At 64.5% G+C, this 18555-nt stretch carries 17 protein-coding genes and 2 pseudogenes; 9 read left to right on the forward strand and 10 right to left on the reverse strand.

Annotated features, from left to right (window positions below):
* The first annotated feature begins 35 nt into the window (after positions 1–35).
* From AC56QX_RS15160 to AC56QX_RS15175, 4 genes are all read left to right on the forward strand, one after another.
* Entirely contained in the window at positions 36–1328 is a 1293-nt protein-coding gene (locus tag AC56QX_RS15160) for an ABC transporter substrate-binding protein (protein ID WP_497117032.1), read from the forward strand.
* A gap of 74 nt (positions 1329–1402) precedes the next feature.
* Positions 1403–2278: a carbohydrate ABC transporter permease gene (locus AC56QX_RS15165; RefSeq protein ID WP_497117033.1), complete on the forward strand. Its 876-nt coding sequence runs from the start codon at positions 1403–1405 to the stop codon at positions 2276–2278.
* Positions 2278–3090: a carbohydrate ABC transporter permease gene (locus tag AC56QX_RS15170; protein ID WP_497117035.1), complete on the forward strand. Its 813-nt coding sequence runs from the start codon at positions 2278–2280 to the stop codon at positions 3088–3090. Before AC56QX_RS15165 ends, AC56QX_RS15170 begins: the two co-directional genes overlap by 1 nt.
* A 9-nt stretch (positions 3091–3099) precedes the next feature.
* Complete coding sequence (locus AC56QX_RS15175; protein WP_497117036.1) at positions 3100–4161, forward strand: ABC transporter ATP-binding protein; 1062 nt, start codon at positions 3100–3102, stop codon at positions 4159–4161.
* A gap of 131 nt (positions 4162–4292) precedes the next feature.
* Here the strand turns inward: AC56QX_RS15175 and AC56QX_RS15180 are convergent.
* Positions 4293–5282 (reverse strand): annotated as a pseudogene (locus tag AC56QX_RS15180) (CaiB/BaiF CoA transferase family protein); the annotation flags it as partial.
* A 135-nt stretch (positions 5283–5417) separates the two neighbouring features.
* Here AC56QX_RS15180 and AC56QX_RS15185 point away from each other — a divergent pair.
* The gene (locus AC56QX_RS15185; protein WP_497117037.1) at positions 5418–6440 is read left to right on the forward strand and encodes an LLM class flavin-dependent oxidoreductase; all 1023 of its coding nucleotides are present in this window, start codon (positions 5418–5420) and stop codon (positions 6438–6440) included.
* A gap of 53 nt (positions 6441–6493) precedes the next feature.
* Positions 6494–7141, forward strand: coding sequence for a ThuA domain-containing protein (locus AC56QX_RS15190; protein ID WP_497117038.1), 648 nt, complete (start codon positions 6494–6496; stop codon positions 7139–7141).
* Between the two features lie 18 nt (positions 7142–7159).
* On the opposite strand, the pseudogene AC56QX_RS15195 reads toward AC56QX_RS15190, so the two are convergent.
* From AC56QX_RS15195 to AC56QX_RS15220, 6 genes and pseudogenes are all read right to left on the reverse strand, one after another.
* A pseudogene (locus tag AC56QX_RS15195) lies at positions 7160–7317 on the reverse strand (precorrin-3B synthase); the annotation flags it as partial.
* Positions 7318–7362: 45 nt separating this feature from the next.
* A complete protein-coding gene (locus AC56QX_RS15200; protein WP_497117040.1) occupies positions 7363–9387 on the reverse strand; it encodes an amidase in 2025 nt (674 codons plus the stop codon).
* A 114-nt stretch (positions 9388–9501) separates the two neighbouring features.
* Positions 9502–10590 (reverse strand): Gfo/Idh/MocA family protein, encoded by a 1089-nt coding sequence (locus tag AC56QX_RS15205; protein WP_497117042.1) that lies wholly within the window; start codon positions 10588–10590, stop codon positions 9502–9504.
* Positions 10591–10658: 68 nt separating this feature from the next.
* Complete coding sequence (locus AC56QX_RS15210) at positions 10659–11423, reverse strand: ATP-binding cassette domain-containing protein (RefSeq protein ID WP_497117043.1); 765 nt, start codon at positions 11421–11423, stop codon at positions 10659–10661.
* Positions 11420–12424, reverse strand: a complete 1005-nt coding sequence (locus tag AC56QX_RS15215) for an ABC transporter permease (protein WP_497117044.1) — start codon at positions 12422–12424, stop codon at positions 11420–11422. The genes AC56QX_RS15210 and AC56QX_RS15215 overlap by 4 nt, the downstream gene beginning before the upstream one ends.
* Positions 12421–13419, reverse strand: a complete 999-nt coding sequence (locus AC56QX_RS15220; RefSeq protein WP_497117046.1) for a sugar ABC transporter substrate-binding protein — start codon at positions 13417–13419, stop codon at positions 12421–12423. The genes AC56QX_RS15215 and AC56QX_RS15220 overlap by 4 nt, the downstream gene beginning before the upstream one ends.
* A 426-nt stretch (positions 13420–13845) precedes the next feature.
* Here AC56QX_RS15220 and AC56QX_RS15225 point away from each other — a divergent pair, with 426 nt between their 5' ends.
* Both AC56QX_RS15225 and AC56QX_RS15230 read left to right on the forward strand, forming a co-directional pair.
* The gene (locus AC56QX_RS15225) at positions 13846–14085 is read left to right on the forward strand and encodes a hypothetical protein (protein WP_497117048.1); all 240 of its coding nucleotides are present in this window, start codon (positions 13846–13848) and stop codon (positions 14083–14085) included.
* Positions 14086–14163: 78 nt separating this feature from the next.
* Complete coding sequence (locus AC56QX_RS15230) at positions 14164–14364, forward strand: hypothetical protein (RefSeq protein ID WP_497117050.1); 201 nt, start codon at positions 14164–14166, stop codon at positions 14362–14364.
* A gap of 140 nt (positions 14365–14504) precedes the next feature.
* Here AC56QX_RS15230 and AC56QX_RS15235 read toward each other — a convergent pair whose 3' ends face one another.
* Together AC56QX_RS15235 and AC56QX_RS15240 are read right to left on the reverse strand one after the other, a co-directional pair.
* A complete protein-coding gene (locus tag AC56QX_RS15235) occupies positions 14505–15731 on the reverse strand; it encodes an alpha-D-ribose 1-methylphosphonate 5-triphosphate diphosphatase (protein WP_497117052.1) in 1227 nt (408 codons plus the stop codon).
* Positions 15732–15962: 231 nt separating this feature from the next.
* On the reverse strand, positions 15963–16775 hold the full coding sequence (locus tag AC56QX_RS15240) for a PfkB family carbohydrate kinase (protein WP_497117053.1): 813 nt from the start codon (positions 16773–16775) through the stop codon (positions 15963–15965).
* Between the two features lie 61 nt (positions 16776–16836).
* Here AC56QX_RS15240 and AC56QX_RS15245 point away from each other — a divergent pair, with 61 nt between their 5' ends.
* Positions 16837–16959 carry a hypothetical protein gene (locus tag AC56QX_RS15245; RefSeq protein ID WP_497117055.1) on the forward strand — a complete coding sequence of 41 codons (123 nt, stop codon included), beginning with the start codon at positions 16837–16839 and terminating at the stop codon, positions 16957–16959.
* A gap of 9 nt (positions 16960–16968) precedes the next feature.
* Here the strand turns inward: AC56QX_RS15245 and AC56QX_RS15250 are convergent, their stop codons facing one another.
* A complete protein-coding gene (locus AC56QX_RS15250) occupies positions 16969–18555 on the reverse strand; it encodes a GMC family oxidoreductase (RefSeq protein WP_497117057.1) in 1587 nt (528 codons plus the stop codon).

Consider the following 18555-nt stretch of genomic DNA (forward strand, 5'->3'; position numbering starts at 1 on the left):
CGAGGCCAAAGCGGCCCAACAATGGGAGACGAAAAATGCTTAACAGACGCAATCTACTGATGCTTGGCGTGGCTGCCGCCGCGCTTGCCACGGCCCTGCCGGCCCTGGCGCAGGACAAGCCGTTCGACGGCGTGCAATTGTCGGTGCTGCTCGAAGGCCATCCGACCACCGACGCCATCCAGAAGCTGCTGCCGGAATTCAAGCAGGTGACCGGCATCGACGTGGCGCTCGAAGTCGTGCCCGAGCAGGACATCACGGCCAAGGAACTGCTCGAATTCTCCTCCAAGTCCGGCCGCTACGATGTCGTCCAGAACAACATCATCTACCTGCCGGGCTTCGTGAAGTCGGGCTATGTCGTGCCGCTCGACGACTTCCTGGCCAAGCACAAGGAGAACTTCGACAAGGCCGATTTCGTGCCCGGCTACTTCAACACCAACGTTGTCGACGGCAAGGTCTACGGGCTGCCGGTCTATGGCGAGAGCACTTTCGTCATGTACCGCAAGGATCTGTTCGAGCAGTATGGTCTCTCCGCGCCGAAGACGTTCGACGACATCGAAAACGCGGCCAAGACCATTTCCGAAAAGACCAACAAGCAGATCGCCGGCATCACCATGCGCGGCCAGCAAGGCATCCAGGGCGTCTATGTCTGGGCTGCCTATCTCTGGGGTTTCGGCGGCTCGTTCCTCGACGCCGGCGGCAAGTCGGCGCTGGCAACGCCGGAGGGCGTCGCCGCACTCGACGCCTTCACCAAGCTGCTGAAGGATTACGGTCCGGTCGGCGTCGCCAATTTCGGCTGGGAAGAAAACCGGCTGCTGTTCCAGCAGGGCAAGGCGGCAATCACGCTCGATGCAACCGTCAACGGCGCCTACAATGAAGACCCGACTGTCTCCACGGTGGTCGGCAAGGTCGGCTACGTGCCGGTGCCGATGAAGTCCGCCTCGCCGAAGGGCGGCTCGTCCTCGCTCGCGGTGCACTCGATGTATGTCTCGGCCGAATCCAAGAACCAGGAAGCGGCAGCCCTGTTCGCCGCCTGGGCGACCGCCAAGGAGCAGCAGCTGAAGGCGATCGAGACCGATCCCAATTCCGGCGTGACCTCGCTTTCGGTGCTGAACAGCGAGGCTTTCGGCAAGCGCTACGGCGCCTTCAAGGATGGCATGATCGCCGCCATCAACGCCGGCAATCCGCAATATCTGCCGACGGTCGAACAGGCCAACGAGATCATCAACAACACCGGCATCGCCGTCTCCAAGGCGCTTGCCGGCACGGCCAGCGCCGCTGACGCCTTGAAGGAGGCTGACGAGGCCAACAACGCCGCGCTCGCCCGCTAGGTGGGCAGGCGTGCCCTGCCGCGTGCGCTCCCTGTGCGCGGCAGGGCGAAATCCTCAGTTGATGGATTGAGACCGTGGCGACAACAGCGTCGGATCCGACGAAGCATTTCTTCCAGCCGATCATCCTCTGCCTGACCGTGGCATCGGTCGCGCTGACGCTGTTCGTGATCTGGATTTCGCTGCACGATCTGTCGCTGATGCGCGCCGGGCGTGAGAAGTTTGTCGGCCTCGACAATTACTTGCGCTTCTTCGGCGATCCCCGTGCGATGGCCGCACTGTGGCGCACGGTGCTGTTCACGACGCTGGCGACGGTGATCGAGATCGCGCTCGGCCTTGCCGTCGTGCTCTTCCTCGACCGCGACTTCGCCATGAAGCGGCTGGTGCGGACGCTGCTCCTGGTGCCCATCATCATGACGCCGGTCGTCGTCGGCCTGACCTGGCGCTTCCTGTTCGATCCCGCCACCGGCATGGCGAATTATCTTCTGTCGCTGGCCGGACTGTCCCAGGTCGACTGGCTGGGCAGTCCTCAACTCGCATTGTTTTCGGTGCTGATCGCCGACATCTGGCAGTGGACGCCCTTCGTCATCCTGCTGGTGATGGCGGCGTTGGAATCAGCGCCCACCGATCCGCTCAATGCGGCCAGGGTCGACGGCGCGCGCGAATGGCAGGTGACCTGGTATGTGCTGCTGCCGATGCTGCGCCGGGCGCTCGCCATCGTCGCGCTGATCCGGGCGATCGACAGCATCAAGGCCTTCGACCTGTTCTACATCATGACGCGCGGCGGGCCGGCGCTGTCGACCGAGACGCTGAACTACTACGGCTACATCGTCGCCTTCACCAATTTCGACATTTCCTATGCGCTGGCCATCGCCGTCATCCTGACCATCTTCACCAATGTCGCGCTGCTGACCATGTACAGTGTTCTGTTTCCGAAAGCGGGAGAGCGCTGATGGGCCGGCGCGCGGTTTTCTATGTCGGGCTGCTCATGCTTTTGCTGGCGGTGCTGTTCCCGCTCTATTGGGTTGTGGTGACCTCGTTCAAGACGACGCGCGATGCCTTCGCCATCCCGCCGGTCTGGCTGTTCAGCCCGACGCTCGACAATTACCGTACGGTGTTCGCCAATCGCGGCTTCCTCAGCGCCTTCGCCAACTCCTTCATCATCTCCATCCTGTCCAGTGCGCTGGCGGTGGCCACCGGCTCGGTCGCCGCCTACGGGCTGGCGCAGCAGCCGGGCGACCTGCGCCGTTCGAAGGAGAAGTTCATCCTCAGCCTGCGTATCGCGCCGGCGTTGCTGTTCGTCATTCCGATGTACTATCTGGCGACGCGGATCGGCGCGCTCAACCAGCACTGGCTGCTGATCGCCGCCTACGCCTTCGTCAATGTGCCGTTCGCCATATCGCTGCTGATCACCTTCTTCGACGACATCCCGAAGGAGTTGCGCGATGCGGCCCGCGTCGACGGCGCGCGCGAGTTCAGCGTGTTCTGGCATGTCTATCTGCCGGCGGCGCGCGGCGGCATGGTGGCGACGCTGATCCTGTGCGTGCTGTTCACCTGGAACGAGTTCTTTGTCGCCCTGGTGCTGACCGGCCGCGACACCCAGACCTTGCCGGTCTCCATCACCTCGTTCCTGACCTTCCAGGGCATCCAGTGGGGCGCACTGACGGCCGCCGCCACGCTCATCATGCTGCCGATGATCGTGCTTGGCGTTCTGGTGCAGGGGCAGATCGTGCGCGGCATGACGCTGGGCAGCGTGAAGGGCTGAGGGGATACGATGGCGAATTTGTCTATACGGTCGGTGTCGAAATCCTACGGTGCGGTCAACGTGCTGGACGATGTCTCGGTCGAGGTCGATGAGGGGTCCTTCGTCGTGCTGCTCGGGCCGTCGGGCTGCGGGAAGTCGACGCTGCTGCATGCGATTGCCGGGCTCAATCCGATCGATTCCGGCACCATCGTCATCGGCGACCGCAACGTCACCAATCTTCCCGCGCGGGAGCGTGATGTCGCCATGGTGTTCCAGTCCTACGCGCTCTATCCGACCATGTCGGTGGCCGAAAACATCGCCTTCCCGCTGAAGATGCGCGGACTGGACCGCAAGACATCAGGCGAGAAGGTCGATGCGGTGGCAAAGCTGCTGCAGATCGAACCCTTGCTGGGTCGCAAACCACGTGAGTTGTCCGGCGGCCAGCGCCAGCGCGTCGCTATCGGCCGGGCGCTGGTGCGCGACCCCAGGCTGTTCCTGTTCGACGAGCCGCTGTCCAATCTCGATGCGGCGCTGCGCACCGAGTTGCGCGCCGAGATCAAGCGCCTGCACCAGTCGATCCGCCGCACCATGGTCTATGTAACGCACGATCAGACCGAGGCGCTGACGCTCGCCGACAAGATCGTCGTGCTCAAGGCCGGCAAGATCGAGCAAATCGGCACGCCGCTGTCGCTTTACGACGATCCCGACAATGCCTTCGTCGCCGGCTTCATCGGTTCGCCGCGCATGAATTTCCTGAGGGCAAGCGTGGCCGAGGACGGGAAAGCCGTGCTTGTCGGCGACGCCAGGGTCGACGTCTCGCATCTCACGACGCGGCTCGTCGGTGGCCAGCACGTCACCCTGGGCATCAGGCCGGAGCATCTCGACGAAAAGCAGGGCGTCGAGCTCATGCTTGCCGTCGATGTCACCGAGCGCCTGGGATCGACCTCCTATGTGCACGGCGTGCTGCCAAGCGGCGAAACGGTGGTGGCCGAACGGCGCGAAGACCAGCCGCGCTTCGGCGAGACGATCACGCTGCGCTTCCTGCCCGGCCGCACGCGCATCTTCGACGCGCAAGGGCTGCGTGTTCGCTGATCTGGGTGCTGCCTAACTGATTTCAATGGCTTTTGGCTGGATCCGCGAGCTCGGCGCGAGATCTCCGCGCCATGGTCATCGCGTGCGGGGCTCTTGGCCGGCGTCTTTTGCGCCCATCCGGAAAAACGCGGAGCAGCGGCTGCCTGCAGGGTGCCGTCCACCGTCAGCCAGGAGCCGCGCGCGGCCATGTGCGGATGCTGTGCTGCTTCCCACGGATTGAGCACCGGGGAGACGCAAGCGTCCGAGCCCTGGAACAGGCTGGTCCACTCGTCGCGGGTTTTTGCAGCAAAGATCGCCGCCAGCCGGCTGCCGAGCTGCGGCCAGAGATTGCGATCGAATTGGTTGGCGAATTGCGGATCGACGGCGAGGCCAAGCCGGTCGAGGAACAGGGCATAGAATTTCGGCTCGATGCACTGGACGCTGATGAAGCCGCCATCGGATGTGCGGTAGACGCGGCACCAATGCGGCCCGTCGAGAAGGCTGGTGCCCCGCTCGGCTGAGAGGCCGCCGATTTGGCCGAGCACCATCAGCAGGTTCATCATGTGGGCCGAACCGTCGACGATCGCTGCGTCGACCACGGTGCCTTCACCGCTCGCGCGCGCGTTGATGATGCCGGCAAGCATGCCGATCACCAGATAGAGCGCGCCACCGCCAATGTCGCCGACCAGCGTCGGCGGCGCCATGGGCGGCTCGCCCGGCAAGGAGGCGTACCAGAGCGCGCCGGACACGCCGGTATAGTTCATGTCGTGGCCGGCGGTTTGGGCGAGCGGTCCGTCCTGGCCCCAGCCGGTCATGCGGCCATAGACCAGCCGCTTGTTGGCCGCGAGGCAGGCATCCGGGCCGAGCCCGAGACGCTCCATGACACCGGGCCGGAATCCCTCGATCAGCCCATCCGCGGTGGCGATCAGGCGCATCAGCAAGGCGACATCGTCGGCATCCTTGAGGTCAAGCGCGATGGAGCGCTTGCCGCGATCGAGCAGCGAGCGTTCGGGAAGGCCTGGCACGGGCGCCTGCTTGCGATGGACGACGATGATTTCGGCGCCGAGATCGGCGAGCAGCATGCCGGCGAAAGGCGCCGGCCCGAGCGCTTCGATCTCGACGATGCGGGTCCCCTTCAGCATTCCACCCTCCACGGTGCTCACCCCCTGGGTATGGCGCACTTTGGTATCGCGTACTTTCGTCGTGGCCAAGGCGACGGTGTGTAACCCCGCTGTTTTGGCATTGAAGCACGTGCCGCTCGCATATACTTCAGGGCCATGAAAAAAATCGGTTTCCTGTCATTCGGGCACTGGACGCCCTCGTCGCAATCGCAGGTGCGCTCGGCTTCGGACGCGCTGCTGCAGTCCATCGATCTTGCCGTCGCGGCTGAGCAATTGGGCGCCGACGGCGCCTATTTCCGCGTGCATCATTTTGCACGCCAGCTCGCCTCGCCATTCCCGCTGCTGGCGGCGGTGGGCGCCAAGACCAGCCGCATCGAGATCGGCACGGCGGTCATCGACATGCGCTATGAGAATCCGCTCTACATGGCCGAGGATGCGGGTGCTGCCGACATCATCGCCGGCGGGCGGCTGCAGCTCGGCATCAGCCGTGGCTCGCCCGAGCAGGTGATCGATGGCTGGCGCTATTTCGGCTACCAGCCGCAGGAAGGCAAAAGCGACGCCGACATGGCGCGGCACCATGCCGAGGTTTTTCTCGACACGCTGCGCGGCGAAGGGTTCGCCCAGCCCAATCCCCGGCCGATGTTCCCCAATCCGCCCGGCCTGCTCAGGCTCGAGCCGCACTCGGAAGGCCTGCGCGAGCGCATCTGGTGGGGTGCGGCCACCAACGCGACCTCGGAATGGGCGGCCAAGCTCGGCATGAATCTGCAGAGCTCGACGCTCAAATTCGACGAGAGCGGCAAGCCCTTCCATATCCAGCAGGCCGAACAGATCCGGATCTACCGCGAGGCCTGGAAGGCGGCCGGCCATGAGCGCCAGCCGCGCGTCTCGGTCAGCCGCAGCATCTTCGCGCTGGTCGATGACCGCGACCGCGCCTATTTCGGCCGCGGCAATGAGAGCCGCGACCAGATCGGCTTCATCGAGGAGAATACGCGGGCGATCTTCGGCCGCAGCTACGCCGCCGAACCGGATGTGCTGATCAAGGAGTTGGCGCAGGACGAGGCGATCGCCGAAGCCGACACGCTGCTGCTCACCGTGCCCAACCAGCTCGGCGTCGACTACAACGCCCATGTCATCGAGGCGATCCTGACCCATGTCGCGCCGGCCCTGGGCTGGCGCTGACGGCCGCGCCGTGTAACCATCGATCGCGGCGGGCGATTCAGGAGGTTCATGGCATGCCAAAGAAGGCCCTGATTGCCTGGGGCGGCTGGGAAGGCCACACGCCCGAGCGCAGCGCCAACGTCATCGGCGCGCTGCTTCAGCGCAACGGGTTTGATGTCACGCTGGGCGAGGGCACGGCGCTGTTCGCCGATCCGGACTTGCCGTCCTTCGATCTCATTGTGCCTATGATCACCATGTCGACGATCGAGAAGGCTGAGCTGCAGAACCTGACGCAGGCGGTTCGCGCGGGAAGCGGGCTCGGCGGTTTTCACGGCACGATGGGTGACAGTTTCCGCAACGAGCCCGACTATCAGTTCATGACCGGCGGCCAATGGGTCGCGCATCCCGGCAACATCATCGACTATCGTGTGGTGATCACACAACCGGACGACCCGATCACCAAGGGTATCAGCGATTTCGCCTACCGGTCGGAGCAGTATTACATGCATGTCGACCCGAGCAACGAGGTGCTGGCGACGACCACTTTCACCGATGCGCATTTCCCGGGCATTGGCGGCGTCGTCATGCCGGTTGTGTGGAAGCGGCGGTATGGTTCGGGGAAGGTTTTCTACAGTTCGCTTGGGCATACGGCGGATGAGTTCGCGGTGCCGGAGATGGCGCTGATTGTCGAGCGCGGTTTGCTCTGGGCGGCGCGGGGCTAGCAGCCGGCGGCGCCCTACGGCGCCCCCCTCTGTCCTGCCGGACATCTCCCCCACGAGGGGGGAGATCGGCTGTCATCGCGGCCTTCGCTAATCTCCGATGTCACAGGAAGAGAGCCGGCGCCGAAACTGCCGATCTCCCCCCTCGTGGGGGAGATGTCCGGCAGGACAGAGGGGGGCGTGACGGAACTCGACGGTGGACGCTGCACATTTCACTGGTCTGATCATTCTATGCCGCCGGTGACTACATAAGCGCCAGCGCTGTGCCCATCATCCAGCCGCACCACCGCCGTCACGATTGAGCCATACGAGCCGCGCCAGACGCTGTGGGGCCGCTTGTGCTCGGCGGCCGGAACCAGCGCCCGCCCGCTGAAGCGCGTGCCGCTTCGCTGCATCGCCACCGCCTCTCCGTTGACATGCACCTTGATGTTGGCGTTCTCCGCCTCAGCGCCGCCCGGCAGGTCGAGTGTGATGATAATCTCGTCCTGATCGCCGGAAGTCCGTGTCTCGGCGACAAGCGCGATTGCAGGCGCAGGCCTTCCGCTATTGCTGATTCCGCCGGTCCGCCCAGAAAACACATCATCGGCCAGTTCTGGCGTGCGTGGTGGGCGGGTGCGGCGCTGCGTGGCGCGTTCGTAGTCGCCAGCCATGCGCAGCAGGCTTTCGTCGTCATAGGCCTTGCCGGCGAAGGTGAGGCCGACCGGCATGCCGATGTCGGCCATCGTGCCCATGGGCACAGTGACGGTCGGGATGCCGAAATGGCGCCAGACCAGATTGCCGTTGGCGACCCAGGTGCCGTTGCGCCAGGCAAGGTCGGCGGACGCTTCGTTGATGTCGGCATCGGCCGGGCCGACATCGGCGGCGGCGGGCAGCACCACAGCATCGATGCCTTGCGCGTCGAGCCAATCCTCGAAATCGAGCCGCCTTGTCGCTTCCAGCCCCCTCAGACCCTCTTCAAGCGTCGGAATATCCCTGAAGGGTGTGACGCCGGATTTCGCGCGTTCGACATACTCAGCCAAGTCGAAGCCGCCTTCGTAGCGGTCGGGCAGCGTGCCCGGGGGCTGCGGGAAAATCTTTGGACCGTCGATCGAGGCGAGATCGGGCAGGGCCGGGTCGGCATTGGCGCGCAGGAAATCGTCCCAGCCCCAGATGCAGAGATCCCAGAGTTCGCGATCGGCGAATTCTTTCGGCACCAGCCCGCGCTCGACCATGGTGCGCGTGCCGGGCCGGTCGCGGTCGTAGTTGGAGACGACGGGGAAATCGACCTCCACCACTTCGGCGCCAAGCTTCGTCAGGTCAGCCGCCGCCTGTTCCCACAAGGCAAGCACCGACGCGCGGGTTTCGATCGGCTTGTCGGCCCCGCTGTCACGGCCGATATACATTTCGGGCACGCCGAGCCGTTTGCCCTTCAATGAGCCCGCAAGCGTGAGATCGGTATAGCGTTGCGGCCGCAGCTTTGAACTTTTCGGCAAGGCGACCCAGGGCTGCGCGCGCCAGAAATCGCCTCGCGTCTCTGGATCGTCGGCGACAATCACGTCGAGCAGCTCGAGCATGTCGGGCATGGTCCGCGCGTGCGGCACCACGACATCCATGGTCGGCACCAGTGGCCAGTTGCCGCGCACGGAGATGACGCCGCGCGACGGCGTGTAGGCGACCAGCGCGTTGTTGCTGGCCGGCGCACGGCCGGACGACCAAGTTTCCTCGCCAAGGCCGAAGGCGCACAAGCTGGCGGCCGTTGCCGTACCCGAGCCGTTGGACGAACCGGATGCGAAGGCCGCGGTCAGATAGTCGGCATTGTAGGGGCTTTCGGCGCGGCCATAGACGCCGCGCTGCATGCCGCCATTGGCCATGGGCGGCATGTTGGTGAGGCCGATCAGCACCGCGCCGCCGGCGCGCAGCCGGGCGATGGTGAAGGCGTCCTCATTGGCGACGAGATGTTCGAAGGCCGGCGAGCCGGCCGCCACCGTCAGGCCTTTGACCTTGTAGCTGTCCTTGGCGGTGTAGGGGATGCCGTCGAGCGGCCCGAGCGTGGCACTGTTGCGCCGCCGTTGGTCGGAAGCCGCCGCCTCCGCGAACATATCAGGATTGAGCACGGGAACCGCGTTGAGGCTGATGCCATGGCGATCGAAATGCGCGATGCGCCTGAGATAGGCTGCGACCAGCTCAACGCTGGTGACGAGGCCGTCATCCAGCGCGCGGCGCAACTGGCCGATCGTTGCTTCGACGAGATGAAGGCTGGCATCGATCATCACTGGTCCCAGGCTGTTGTCTGCACACCATGGATGAGCGAGGCCGCCGGCTTCGGCAAGAGCCAGTACGCAATCTTTGCCGGAACGTGTTGTTCCTGCGGCCGCCGGCAGCGCTCAGGAGTCTCCGCCGCTCTCCTTCATGCGCTCGATGATCTCAGCCATCAGCGCCAGGTCGCGCCGCGAGTCGGCGAGGTCGGTCTGCGGCTTGGTGCCTTCCGCGATGTGGCGGTGGAAAATCTCCAGCTCGTTGGAGAAGGCGTCGCCATAGAGCGGTCCGAGGGTTTTCGTCACCGGGCCGAGCGGGCCGGCCTCGGTCACCTCCAGCCGGGTCGGCAGGCTGCGGATATAGGGCGTGTCGTAGATGATGCGCACGCGCCTGGTGTTGGAGCGAACCTCGATCATGGCGTCGAACAGGCCGAGATCGTCGACCACCGCGTCATAGAGACAGGCGAAATGGCCATAGTCGAAAGTGACCGACGTGTTGGCGCCGCCATTGGTGCGATGCGCGGCCACCACGCCTTTGGGTTCGCCGATGAGCCCGCGCATCGCCGAAATGTGGTGCGACGACAGCGCCGTCAGCCCACGATAGGCGCGCACCAGGTCGGCGGGGGCGTCGGCGCCGACGACTTCGCGGATCAGCGCGTCCCGCTCCCTGGCGCCGCGCGCCAGCAGGGCCGGGTCGATGTCGCGGGGATAAAGGACGTTCTGGCTCTTCTTGAGGAAATGCCGGCCTTCCGAAATCAGATCGAAGATGCGGACATGGGTGATGTCGGCGCGGTCAGGCAATTCGTCCCGAGCCGCCAGATAGGCCGGCGCGTAGCGGCGCATGTAGCCGACGAACAGGGTCTTGTTGTAGGCCGGCATCAGCGCCAGCAACTCGTCGATCTCGCGCACCGTGAGACAAGCGGGCTTTTCCAGCAGGATGTGCTTGTCGGCTTGCATGGCTGCGCGCACGAAGCGGCTGTGGGTGTCGTCGGACGACAGCACGAAGACGACATCGATATCAGGCGAATTGATCAGCGCCTCGGCGGTTTCGAAGGCTTTTGCCGTCGCATATTGCGAGGTGATGAGCGTCACCAGGCTTGGCGACACGTCATACACACCCGCGATTTGCCAGCGATCACGCTGGTCGGCCAGAACAGGCAGATGAATCGACTGCGCGACTTCTCCAAGACCCACAAGCCCGACACGAAGTGGTGCCACTCTCAAACTCCCTGATTTCATTTCCGGGTTGGCCCAGGCGGCCAACGGTTGATTTCACGATTGGGCGGTCACGCTGCGCCGGTGACCAGCGCGACGAGCTCGTTGCCTGATGTCTCCGATGCGCGCACGGTCGCTGCCATCTTTCCCGCCCGCATCACCCAGATCTGGTCGGACAGGCGCCGCACCTGATCGAAATTGTGGCTGACCAGGATGACGCTCACCGACTGTTCCCGCAGGCGCCGGATCAGCGCCTCGACATTGGCGGTCTCCTGCACGCCAAGTGCCGCGGTCGGTTCGTCCATCACCACCAGCTTGGCGCCGGAGCCAACGGCGCGGCAGATCGAGATTGCCTGCCGCTGGCCGCCCGACAGGCGGCGCACACGCTGGTTGATCGACGGCACGTTGATCGACAGGCGCGACAGCATGGCGCGCGCCTCGCGTTTCATCGCCTTGCGGTCGAGGAACGCGAAGGGGCCGATGCGGCGCACGAGCTCGCGGTTGAGAAACAGGTTCTGCGCCACCGTCAGCTCATCGATCAGCGCCAGGTTCTGGTGCACAGTCTCGATGCCGGCCTTGCGCGCTCCGTCCGGGTTGGAGAAGGGGTGCTCGCGGCCATCGAAGACGATCGAACCGGCATCCGGCACATGCACGCCGACCAGGCAGCGGATTAGCGTCGATTTGCCGGCGCCATTGTCGCCGATGACGGCGGTGACTTCGCCGCGACGCGCCTGGAAGGCGACATCGGTGAAGGCGCGCACGCCCCCGAAATGCTTGCTCAGGCCGTCGCAGGCGATGATCGGGTCGGAGGCAGGGGAGGGGCTGACGGCGCTCATTTCTGGTACCGCATGATCAATGCTGCCAGCACCACGATGGCGCCCACGGCAAGCGGTTGGTAGAAGGCCGAGACGTTGAGCAAGGTCAGGCCGTTGACCAGCGCTGTCAGCATCAGCGCGCCGATGGCCGGACCCAATATGCTGGCGCGGCCGCCGAACAGGCTGACGCCGCCCAGCACCACCGCCGCCACCGAATTCAGGAGCAGGCTGGTGTTGATCTGCGGCTCGGCCGAACCGATGCGGGCGACCAGAAGGATGGCCGCAAGGCCGGCGCAGAACCCCGAAATGGTGTAGGCGGCGATCTTCACGCGGTTGGTGCGGATGCCGAGCGCGCCGGCGCTTTCGACCTGGCCGCCGGTCGCCAGCAGATGCACGCCGAAGCGCGTGTGGTAGAGCGCGATATGCGCTGCGATGACGGCAGCAATCGCCACCCAGACCGGATAGCCGAACGGCCCGAACGCGCCCGAAGCGAGCTTCAGCAGGAAGGTCGAGCCGACCATGGTCGGTTCGCCGCCCGACATGATGAGACCAAGCCCGGTGATGGCCGACAGCGTGCCGAGCGTCACCACGAAATCGGGAATTTTGCCGACGGTGATGATGAGGCCATTGAGGAAGCCGATGGCGCTGGTGGCGAGTACCGCGAGCACGCAGGCGATGAAGATGCCGTAGCCCGCCGCATTGACGAGGCCAAGCACGATGGCGCCAAGCATGACGGCCGCGGCCAGCGACAGGTCGATGCCTGAGGTCGCCACGACGAAGGTCTGGCCGATCGACAGCACGACCAGGATCGCCGCCGCCAGCAGCAGCGCTTGCAGATTGGCGATGCTGAGGAAGACCGGCTGGGCGATGCCGAAGACGATGACGAGACCGACCAGGCCGACGACGGATGCCCAGTCGGCCCAGAAGGAAGGATCCAGGAGGAGAGCCGACAGGGAGGGGCGGCTCTCCTCCGCCGCGCCCGCCGAATGGGCGACGGGCGCGTTGTCTGTGGAATTGCTCACTTCAACATCTCGCGGAAGGGATCGGGATAGTCGCCGCCGGGACGCGGAAAATTCGTCAGCGAGGCATCGGCATTGGCTTTGTTGATCAGGAGCACAGGTGCGGGCACGTTGGCGGGCAGTTCCTTGCCCTTGGCGGCCAACGCACAGGCTTCGACGCCCATGGCGCCGACGACATAGGGATATTGCGCCACGGTGGCCGTGAGTTCGCCTGCCGCGATCGACTTCAGCGCGTCGACAATGCCGTCGAGGCCGATCACCTTGACGTCCTTGCCAGAGGTCTGCACGGCGCGTTCGACGCCGAGCGCCATGATGTCGTTGGCGGCGAAGAAGCCGGCGAGATCGGGATGGGCGGCGAGGATGTCGGTGGCGGCGGTCAATGCCTTCTCACGATCCCAGTCGGCGCTGACCATCACCACCACTTCGAGCTTGCCTTCGACGGCCTGTTTGAAGCCCTTGATGCGGGCATTGGAGCCGACATCGCCGACGATGCCGGCGATCAGCGCGACCTTGCCGCCCTTCGGCACCAGCTTCAGCATTTCCTCGCCGGCCAGCGCGCCGGCGGCGACATTGTCGGTGCCGATATAGGTGGAGACGGCAAAGCCCGCGGCCTTGGCCTGTTCGGCGTCGATGGTCGAGTCGATGTTGACGATCGGCTTCTTCTTCTGGGCGACCGGCACCAGTGCCTGGACGAGATTGGAGACGCTGATCGGATTGACCAGATAGCAATCGAAGTCCTGCATGGCCATGGCGGTCAGGCGGTCGGCCTGGCCGGTGGCGTCGCCCATATTGGCGGCGGCCTGGACGCTGACATTGACGCCGTTTGCCTTGCCCTGTTCCTCGATGCCTTTCTGCATGGTCTGGAAGAAGGGGTTGTCGAGGCCCTTGACGATGGCCGCGATCTTCGCCGCGTCCTCGGCATGGGCCGAGACGATGGTTGCCAGCAGGCCCGCGCCAAGCAGGCCTGTGCCGAGCTTTAAGCCATTAAATACGCTCATGGTTTTCCTCCTCCTTATTGTTTGATGTGCCGTTGCATCAGTTTCGGTGTTCGGCGAACGAAATGGCCGACAGCACGCAAGCGACCCCATCGCTTGGTGTCACGAACCGCCGACACGTTGCTGCCAGCCGCTGGATATGCGGCTCGCGGCCCCGGTGCGGGCGCTCCTTCGTGTCAGGCATTGCTCCTCCCAGAGCGCCGGCTGATGCCTTGCCGGCGTTTGCGCATGTTTCAGAAAAATTTGACACGCGTCAAGATTTAAAATGGTGCGAAGTGATTTTCACCGCTCCGCCGCACGACATCACCGGCATGTCGGCCGGTGCCAGTGGCACATCCGTTCCATGGCCACAAAAAAAGCACCATCCGTTGCAACTTTCGGCGGGCCGTTGGCGTTACGGGGTTCTCAGGGGGGAACACGAGGTTTGCAGTGGACCGCTTTGAGATCCTGAACGAGCCGCCGGGCACGTATTCCATTTTCGACACGGAATTACCCGCAATGGGCGGAGGCAGGACATTCATCGGGCTCTACCGGCACCAAGTGGCGCTGGCTCGGTTTGCAGCCATGGAAGCGAGCGGCAAGCCGTGGGCGCTGCCGCCGCTGTCATCGCTGAGCAACTGTCAGACAAATAATACAGATCCGACGCACCAAAACGGCTTGCAAGCGTAAGCTATGGCTCGCAGAAGTTGCGCAAAAAGCATACCGTTGGAGAAAACTTAGATCGTCATGCAGCATGAAGGGGGAATCATGTCTGACCAGAATGCTCTGATCCAAGCGGCCATCGGACGGCTGCTTTCCGAGAAAACCGGAATGGCGGTCATTTCCATGAGAGAGAGTATTACCGAGTTGCTGGCCATAACCGGTGCGACGCTGGCCGTCGAAACCCTGCAGGACCTGCTGCTGGAAATGGCCGAAGTGCGCGGCATGATGGTCGCGCTCGACGTTTAGAGCAGCTCACCGTTTCACGGAAACGGCAAACTGATCCAATTCTTTTTTGACGCAACCGCAGTGGGAAAACCGTTACAAACTTTTCCTGGAATTGCTCAAGTTCTATCTCCTTGTTTTGACGCAATTCTCCAGGGAAAGCGCTACGCGCTTTCGCGGCAGGCAGCCGGTAGCCGTTCAGCCACGGCCGGGGCAAGGCGTTCTACTTTCCCTGCCAGGCTCAGCGTACCATCGCCGTAGATCATGCGACCGGCGCGGAAGGTGGCACGCACACGTGGCACCGGTTGGCGGTCCGCCACCACAAGATCAGCCAGGAGCCCGGTCTCGATGGCGCCGCGATCGGTGAGCCCCAGGGCGTGGGCCGGGTTGGCGCTTGTGAGCGCCGCCGCCGCCACCAGGCCATCGCCCCGCAGTTCCGCCAGGCCAAGCACGGCCGGCAGGATCGAGGCCGGGTGGTAGTCGCTTGCCAGCATGTCGAGCAGCCCGGCCTCGTAGGCCTGGCGGGCGGAAAGATTGCCGGAATAGGATTCGCCGCGCAGCGCGTTGGGCGCGCCCATGGCGGTGTGCATGCCGAGCCTGCGGGCTTCCTGCGCCGCTTCCAGGGTCACCGGGAATTCTGAGAGCGCGGCACCCAGGCCGTGGACCAGTTCGACCTTTTCCAGCGTGTCGTCGTCATGCGAGGCAAGCACGATGCCGGCGGCTTGCGCACGCGCCGACAGATCCTGCAGAGCGTTCAACACATCACCCTGGCCGTTACGGCCGGCCATGCGCTTGCCGACGACCTCGGATGCGTCCGCGACCGACATGCCGCGCTCCTTGGCGATGCGGGCGATGTAGAGTTCGACGTCGCGATACTGTCCCTGGCCGGGCGTGTGATCCATCAGCGAGATCAAATGCAGCCTGCCGGCATCCATCAGCTTCTGCAGCTTGGGAATCGCCGGCGTGAAGGTCACTTCGAAGCGGGCATGGATGCGGTGGTCGACCAAAAGGGCGTCTTTCATGCCGGCAATGGTGTCGATGATCGCAGTCGTATGATCTTCCGAGCGCAGCACGCCGCTGGTGACGCTGGCGCCGATGAAGGAAAGCGCGGCATAGGCGGTGGTGACGCCGCAGGAGGCGAGCTTCTTGTCGAGTTCGGCAATGCCGATCGGCATCGGCACGTGCACGCCGATGCGCGGCTCGACCTCCCTCTCCACCATGTCGCCATGCATGTCGATGAAGCCGGGCAGCAGCAGACGGCCGCCGCCTTCGATATCGGCGTGCTCGACAGGCTTGTCGCGGATTTCGGCGATGCGGCCGTTCTCGATTCTGATCGCGCCGTTCGGGATGACGCGGTCGCGCAGGACAATTTCGAATTCACTCAGCCACATGTGGATTCTTTCGAAGGAAAATGCGGTTTCAAGATGGATTTCGCGATCGACATGGCCGGCGACATCGTCGGGGGATGGAAGACTGGGTCATGACTATGATGCGCCGGCTTGCCGCCGCCTCGATCATGATCTGCCCAAGACATTGCGATGTTTTCTAGTTCACTCGAATGCCGGTTTCCATTTGATTTTTATGACATTTTCATGAAAGCAGACCCTCCCGCAGCGCTTGGCTCAGCCGGTACGGGATCGTTCCGACAGCCATTCGGCGGTCTGCTGGCTGGCCTGTTCGGCGGAAAGCTCGAGGCTCAGCCCCTGCAGCAGGCCGTGCAGGAAAATCCCGGAAAAGCAGTCGCCGGCGCCGATCGTGTCGGGCACGGAAACCTGTTTCAACGGCTTGACCTGGTTCAGCACCTTGCCGTCATAGAGGGAGATCGGGCGCGTTCCATCGGTCAGCACCAGTGTCTTCAGGCGAGGCCCGGCGATCCCCTTTGCCCGCTCCCAGATCGCTCGCGTGTCCTCGCCGGGAAAGTCGGCGCGCGATCCGATGACGATGTCGGCCGGGCGCGGCGAGGCGCTGCGCAACGGAAATTGCGAAATGACAAGCGGGATCGTTCGCAGCGAGGCGATGAGGCCGGCATCGAGCACCAGGGCGTTGAGATAGGCGGCGTCGCCGCTGACAGGCTCCGGTGCGGTGAAGGGCGGGCGCATCTGGCCGCCGGGGTTCAAAATGGTGCGCTCGCCATTCGGCTCGAGCAGGATTTCGGTGAACCGGGTTTCGCCGGCCCAGATGGTGACGTAGCCGGTATCGATGCCGCTCGCCTGCAATATGGCGAGCGCTGCCCGGCCATGGTCGTCGTCCATCAGATTGCTGATCAGCCGGACATGGTTGCCGAGCCTGGCCAGCTGGGTGCCGGTGTGGAAGCCGCCGCCGCCGAGCCTGACGGTGCGGTTGGAATAGACAATGCGTGCGCCCGAGGCGAGGGGCGAGGACAGCGACCAGACCTGGTCGTAATTGACATGGCCGACAACGATGACTGTGCTCATGGTCCCTGCTTTTTCGCGCGGCGCATCGACGATGAAGCGCTGCGCGAGCAGGCATAGCACTATGACAGGCACCAGGGACAGCAGGCTGGCGGCCATAGGGGCGCCAGCGGGTGCGCTGTTCTCGATCGACAATACGAGCCAGTTGCTCGGCGTTCTGGCGCAGGCGGCGACCGCCAAGGATTGAACAGCCACTTTACCCGCCCAAAATAAAATCGGCGCAGCGGTCGGCGATCATGATCACCGGGGCGTTGGTGTTGCCGCTGATCAGGCGCGGCATGATCGAGGCGTCGCAGATGCGCAGGCGCGGGACGCCGCGCACGCGCAGTTGAGGATCGACCACCGCATCGTCGTCGCTGCCCATCCGGCAGGTGCCGCACGGGTGATAGACGGTCTTGGCGTGCTCGAGGATGTGGTCAGTAATCGCCTGGTCTGAAAGGTCGGCGGCCTCGCCGGGCGACAGTTCCTCGGACACCACGGCCCGCAGCGCCGGCTGACGCAGGATATTGCGGGCGATCTTCATGCCGGCGAGCAGCAGAGCCAGATCGTCCGGGTCGGACAGGAAGCCGGTGGTGAAGCGGATCGGGTCGGCCGCGTCGCGTGAGCGCAGGCCGACCGTGCCGCGCGATTTCGGCCGGAGCACACAAGGGTTGAGCTCCATGCCGTGGCGCTCGATCGAGCCGTGCTCGGCGCTTGCGATCATCACCGGCAGGACGTGGAACTGGATATCGGGCCTTCCGTCGCCATCGGTGTCGAAGAAACCGCCGCTCTCGACGACGTTGGAGGTGAGCAGGCCGTTGCGGAACATCAGATATTGCAGGCCGTGGCGCAGTGCCTTGAGGCCGCGATCTTGCCCCAGCAGCGAGATCGGCTGCCGCGTCAGCGCATAGACGGGGGCGGCGACATGGTCCTGCAGGTCGCGGCCGACTGATGGCATGTCGCGGATGACGGGAATGCCGAGTTCAGTCAGGTGCTCGGCTGGCCCTAGGCCCGACAGCATCATCAGTTTTGGGGTCGCCAGCGCGCCAGCGGTGAGGATCACTTCGGCCTTTGCCGTCGCCGCATGGCTTTGGCCGTCCGAGGTGGTGTAGGCGAGGCCGCTCGCCGCACCGTTTTCCAGGGTCACGCCGGTGACCAGCGCATCGGTGATCACGGTGAGGTTGGCATTGCCGGCTAGCGGCCGCAGGAACACCTTTGCCGCCGACTGTCTTTCCCCATTCGCCGTGGTCGTCTGGTAGAAGCCGACGCCTTCCTGCGCGGCGCCGTTGAAGTCGTCATTGTAGCGGTAGCCGGCCTGCTGCGCGGCTTGCACATAGGCCAATGACAGCGGGTGGCGATGGCGGGGATCGGAGACCGGCAGCGGTCCCTCGGTGCCGTGGCGTTCGCCGGCCAGGCGCTCATTTCGCTCCAGCCGCCGGAACACCGGCAGCACCTCGTCCCAGCCCCAGCCGGGGCAGCCAAGGTCGCGCCAGCCATCATAATCCTGTGGCTGGCCCCTGACATAGAGCATGGCGTTGATCGAGGAGCCGCCGCCCAGCGTGCGGCCTTGCGGCACCGGCAGCCGGCGGCCGCCGACGCTCGGCTCAGGCTCGGATTCGTAGATCCAGCTGCGCGCCGTGCCGATCACCTTGGCGAAGGTGGCGGGCATGTCGATCAGCCTGGTGTTGTCGGCCGGGCCGGCCTCGACCACCAGCACGCGCTTGCCGGCATTGATCAGCCGGTTGGCCAGTGTGCAGCCGGCGGAACCGGCGCCGGCGATGATATAGTCGTACTCAGCGCTCAT

It is taken from the genome of Mesorhizobium sp. RCAM 06353 (assembly GCF_059683585.1).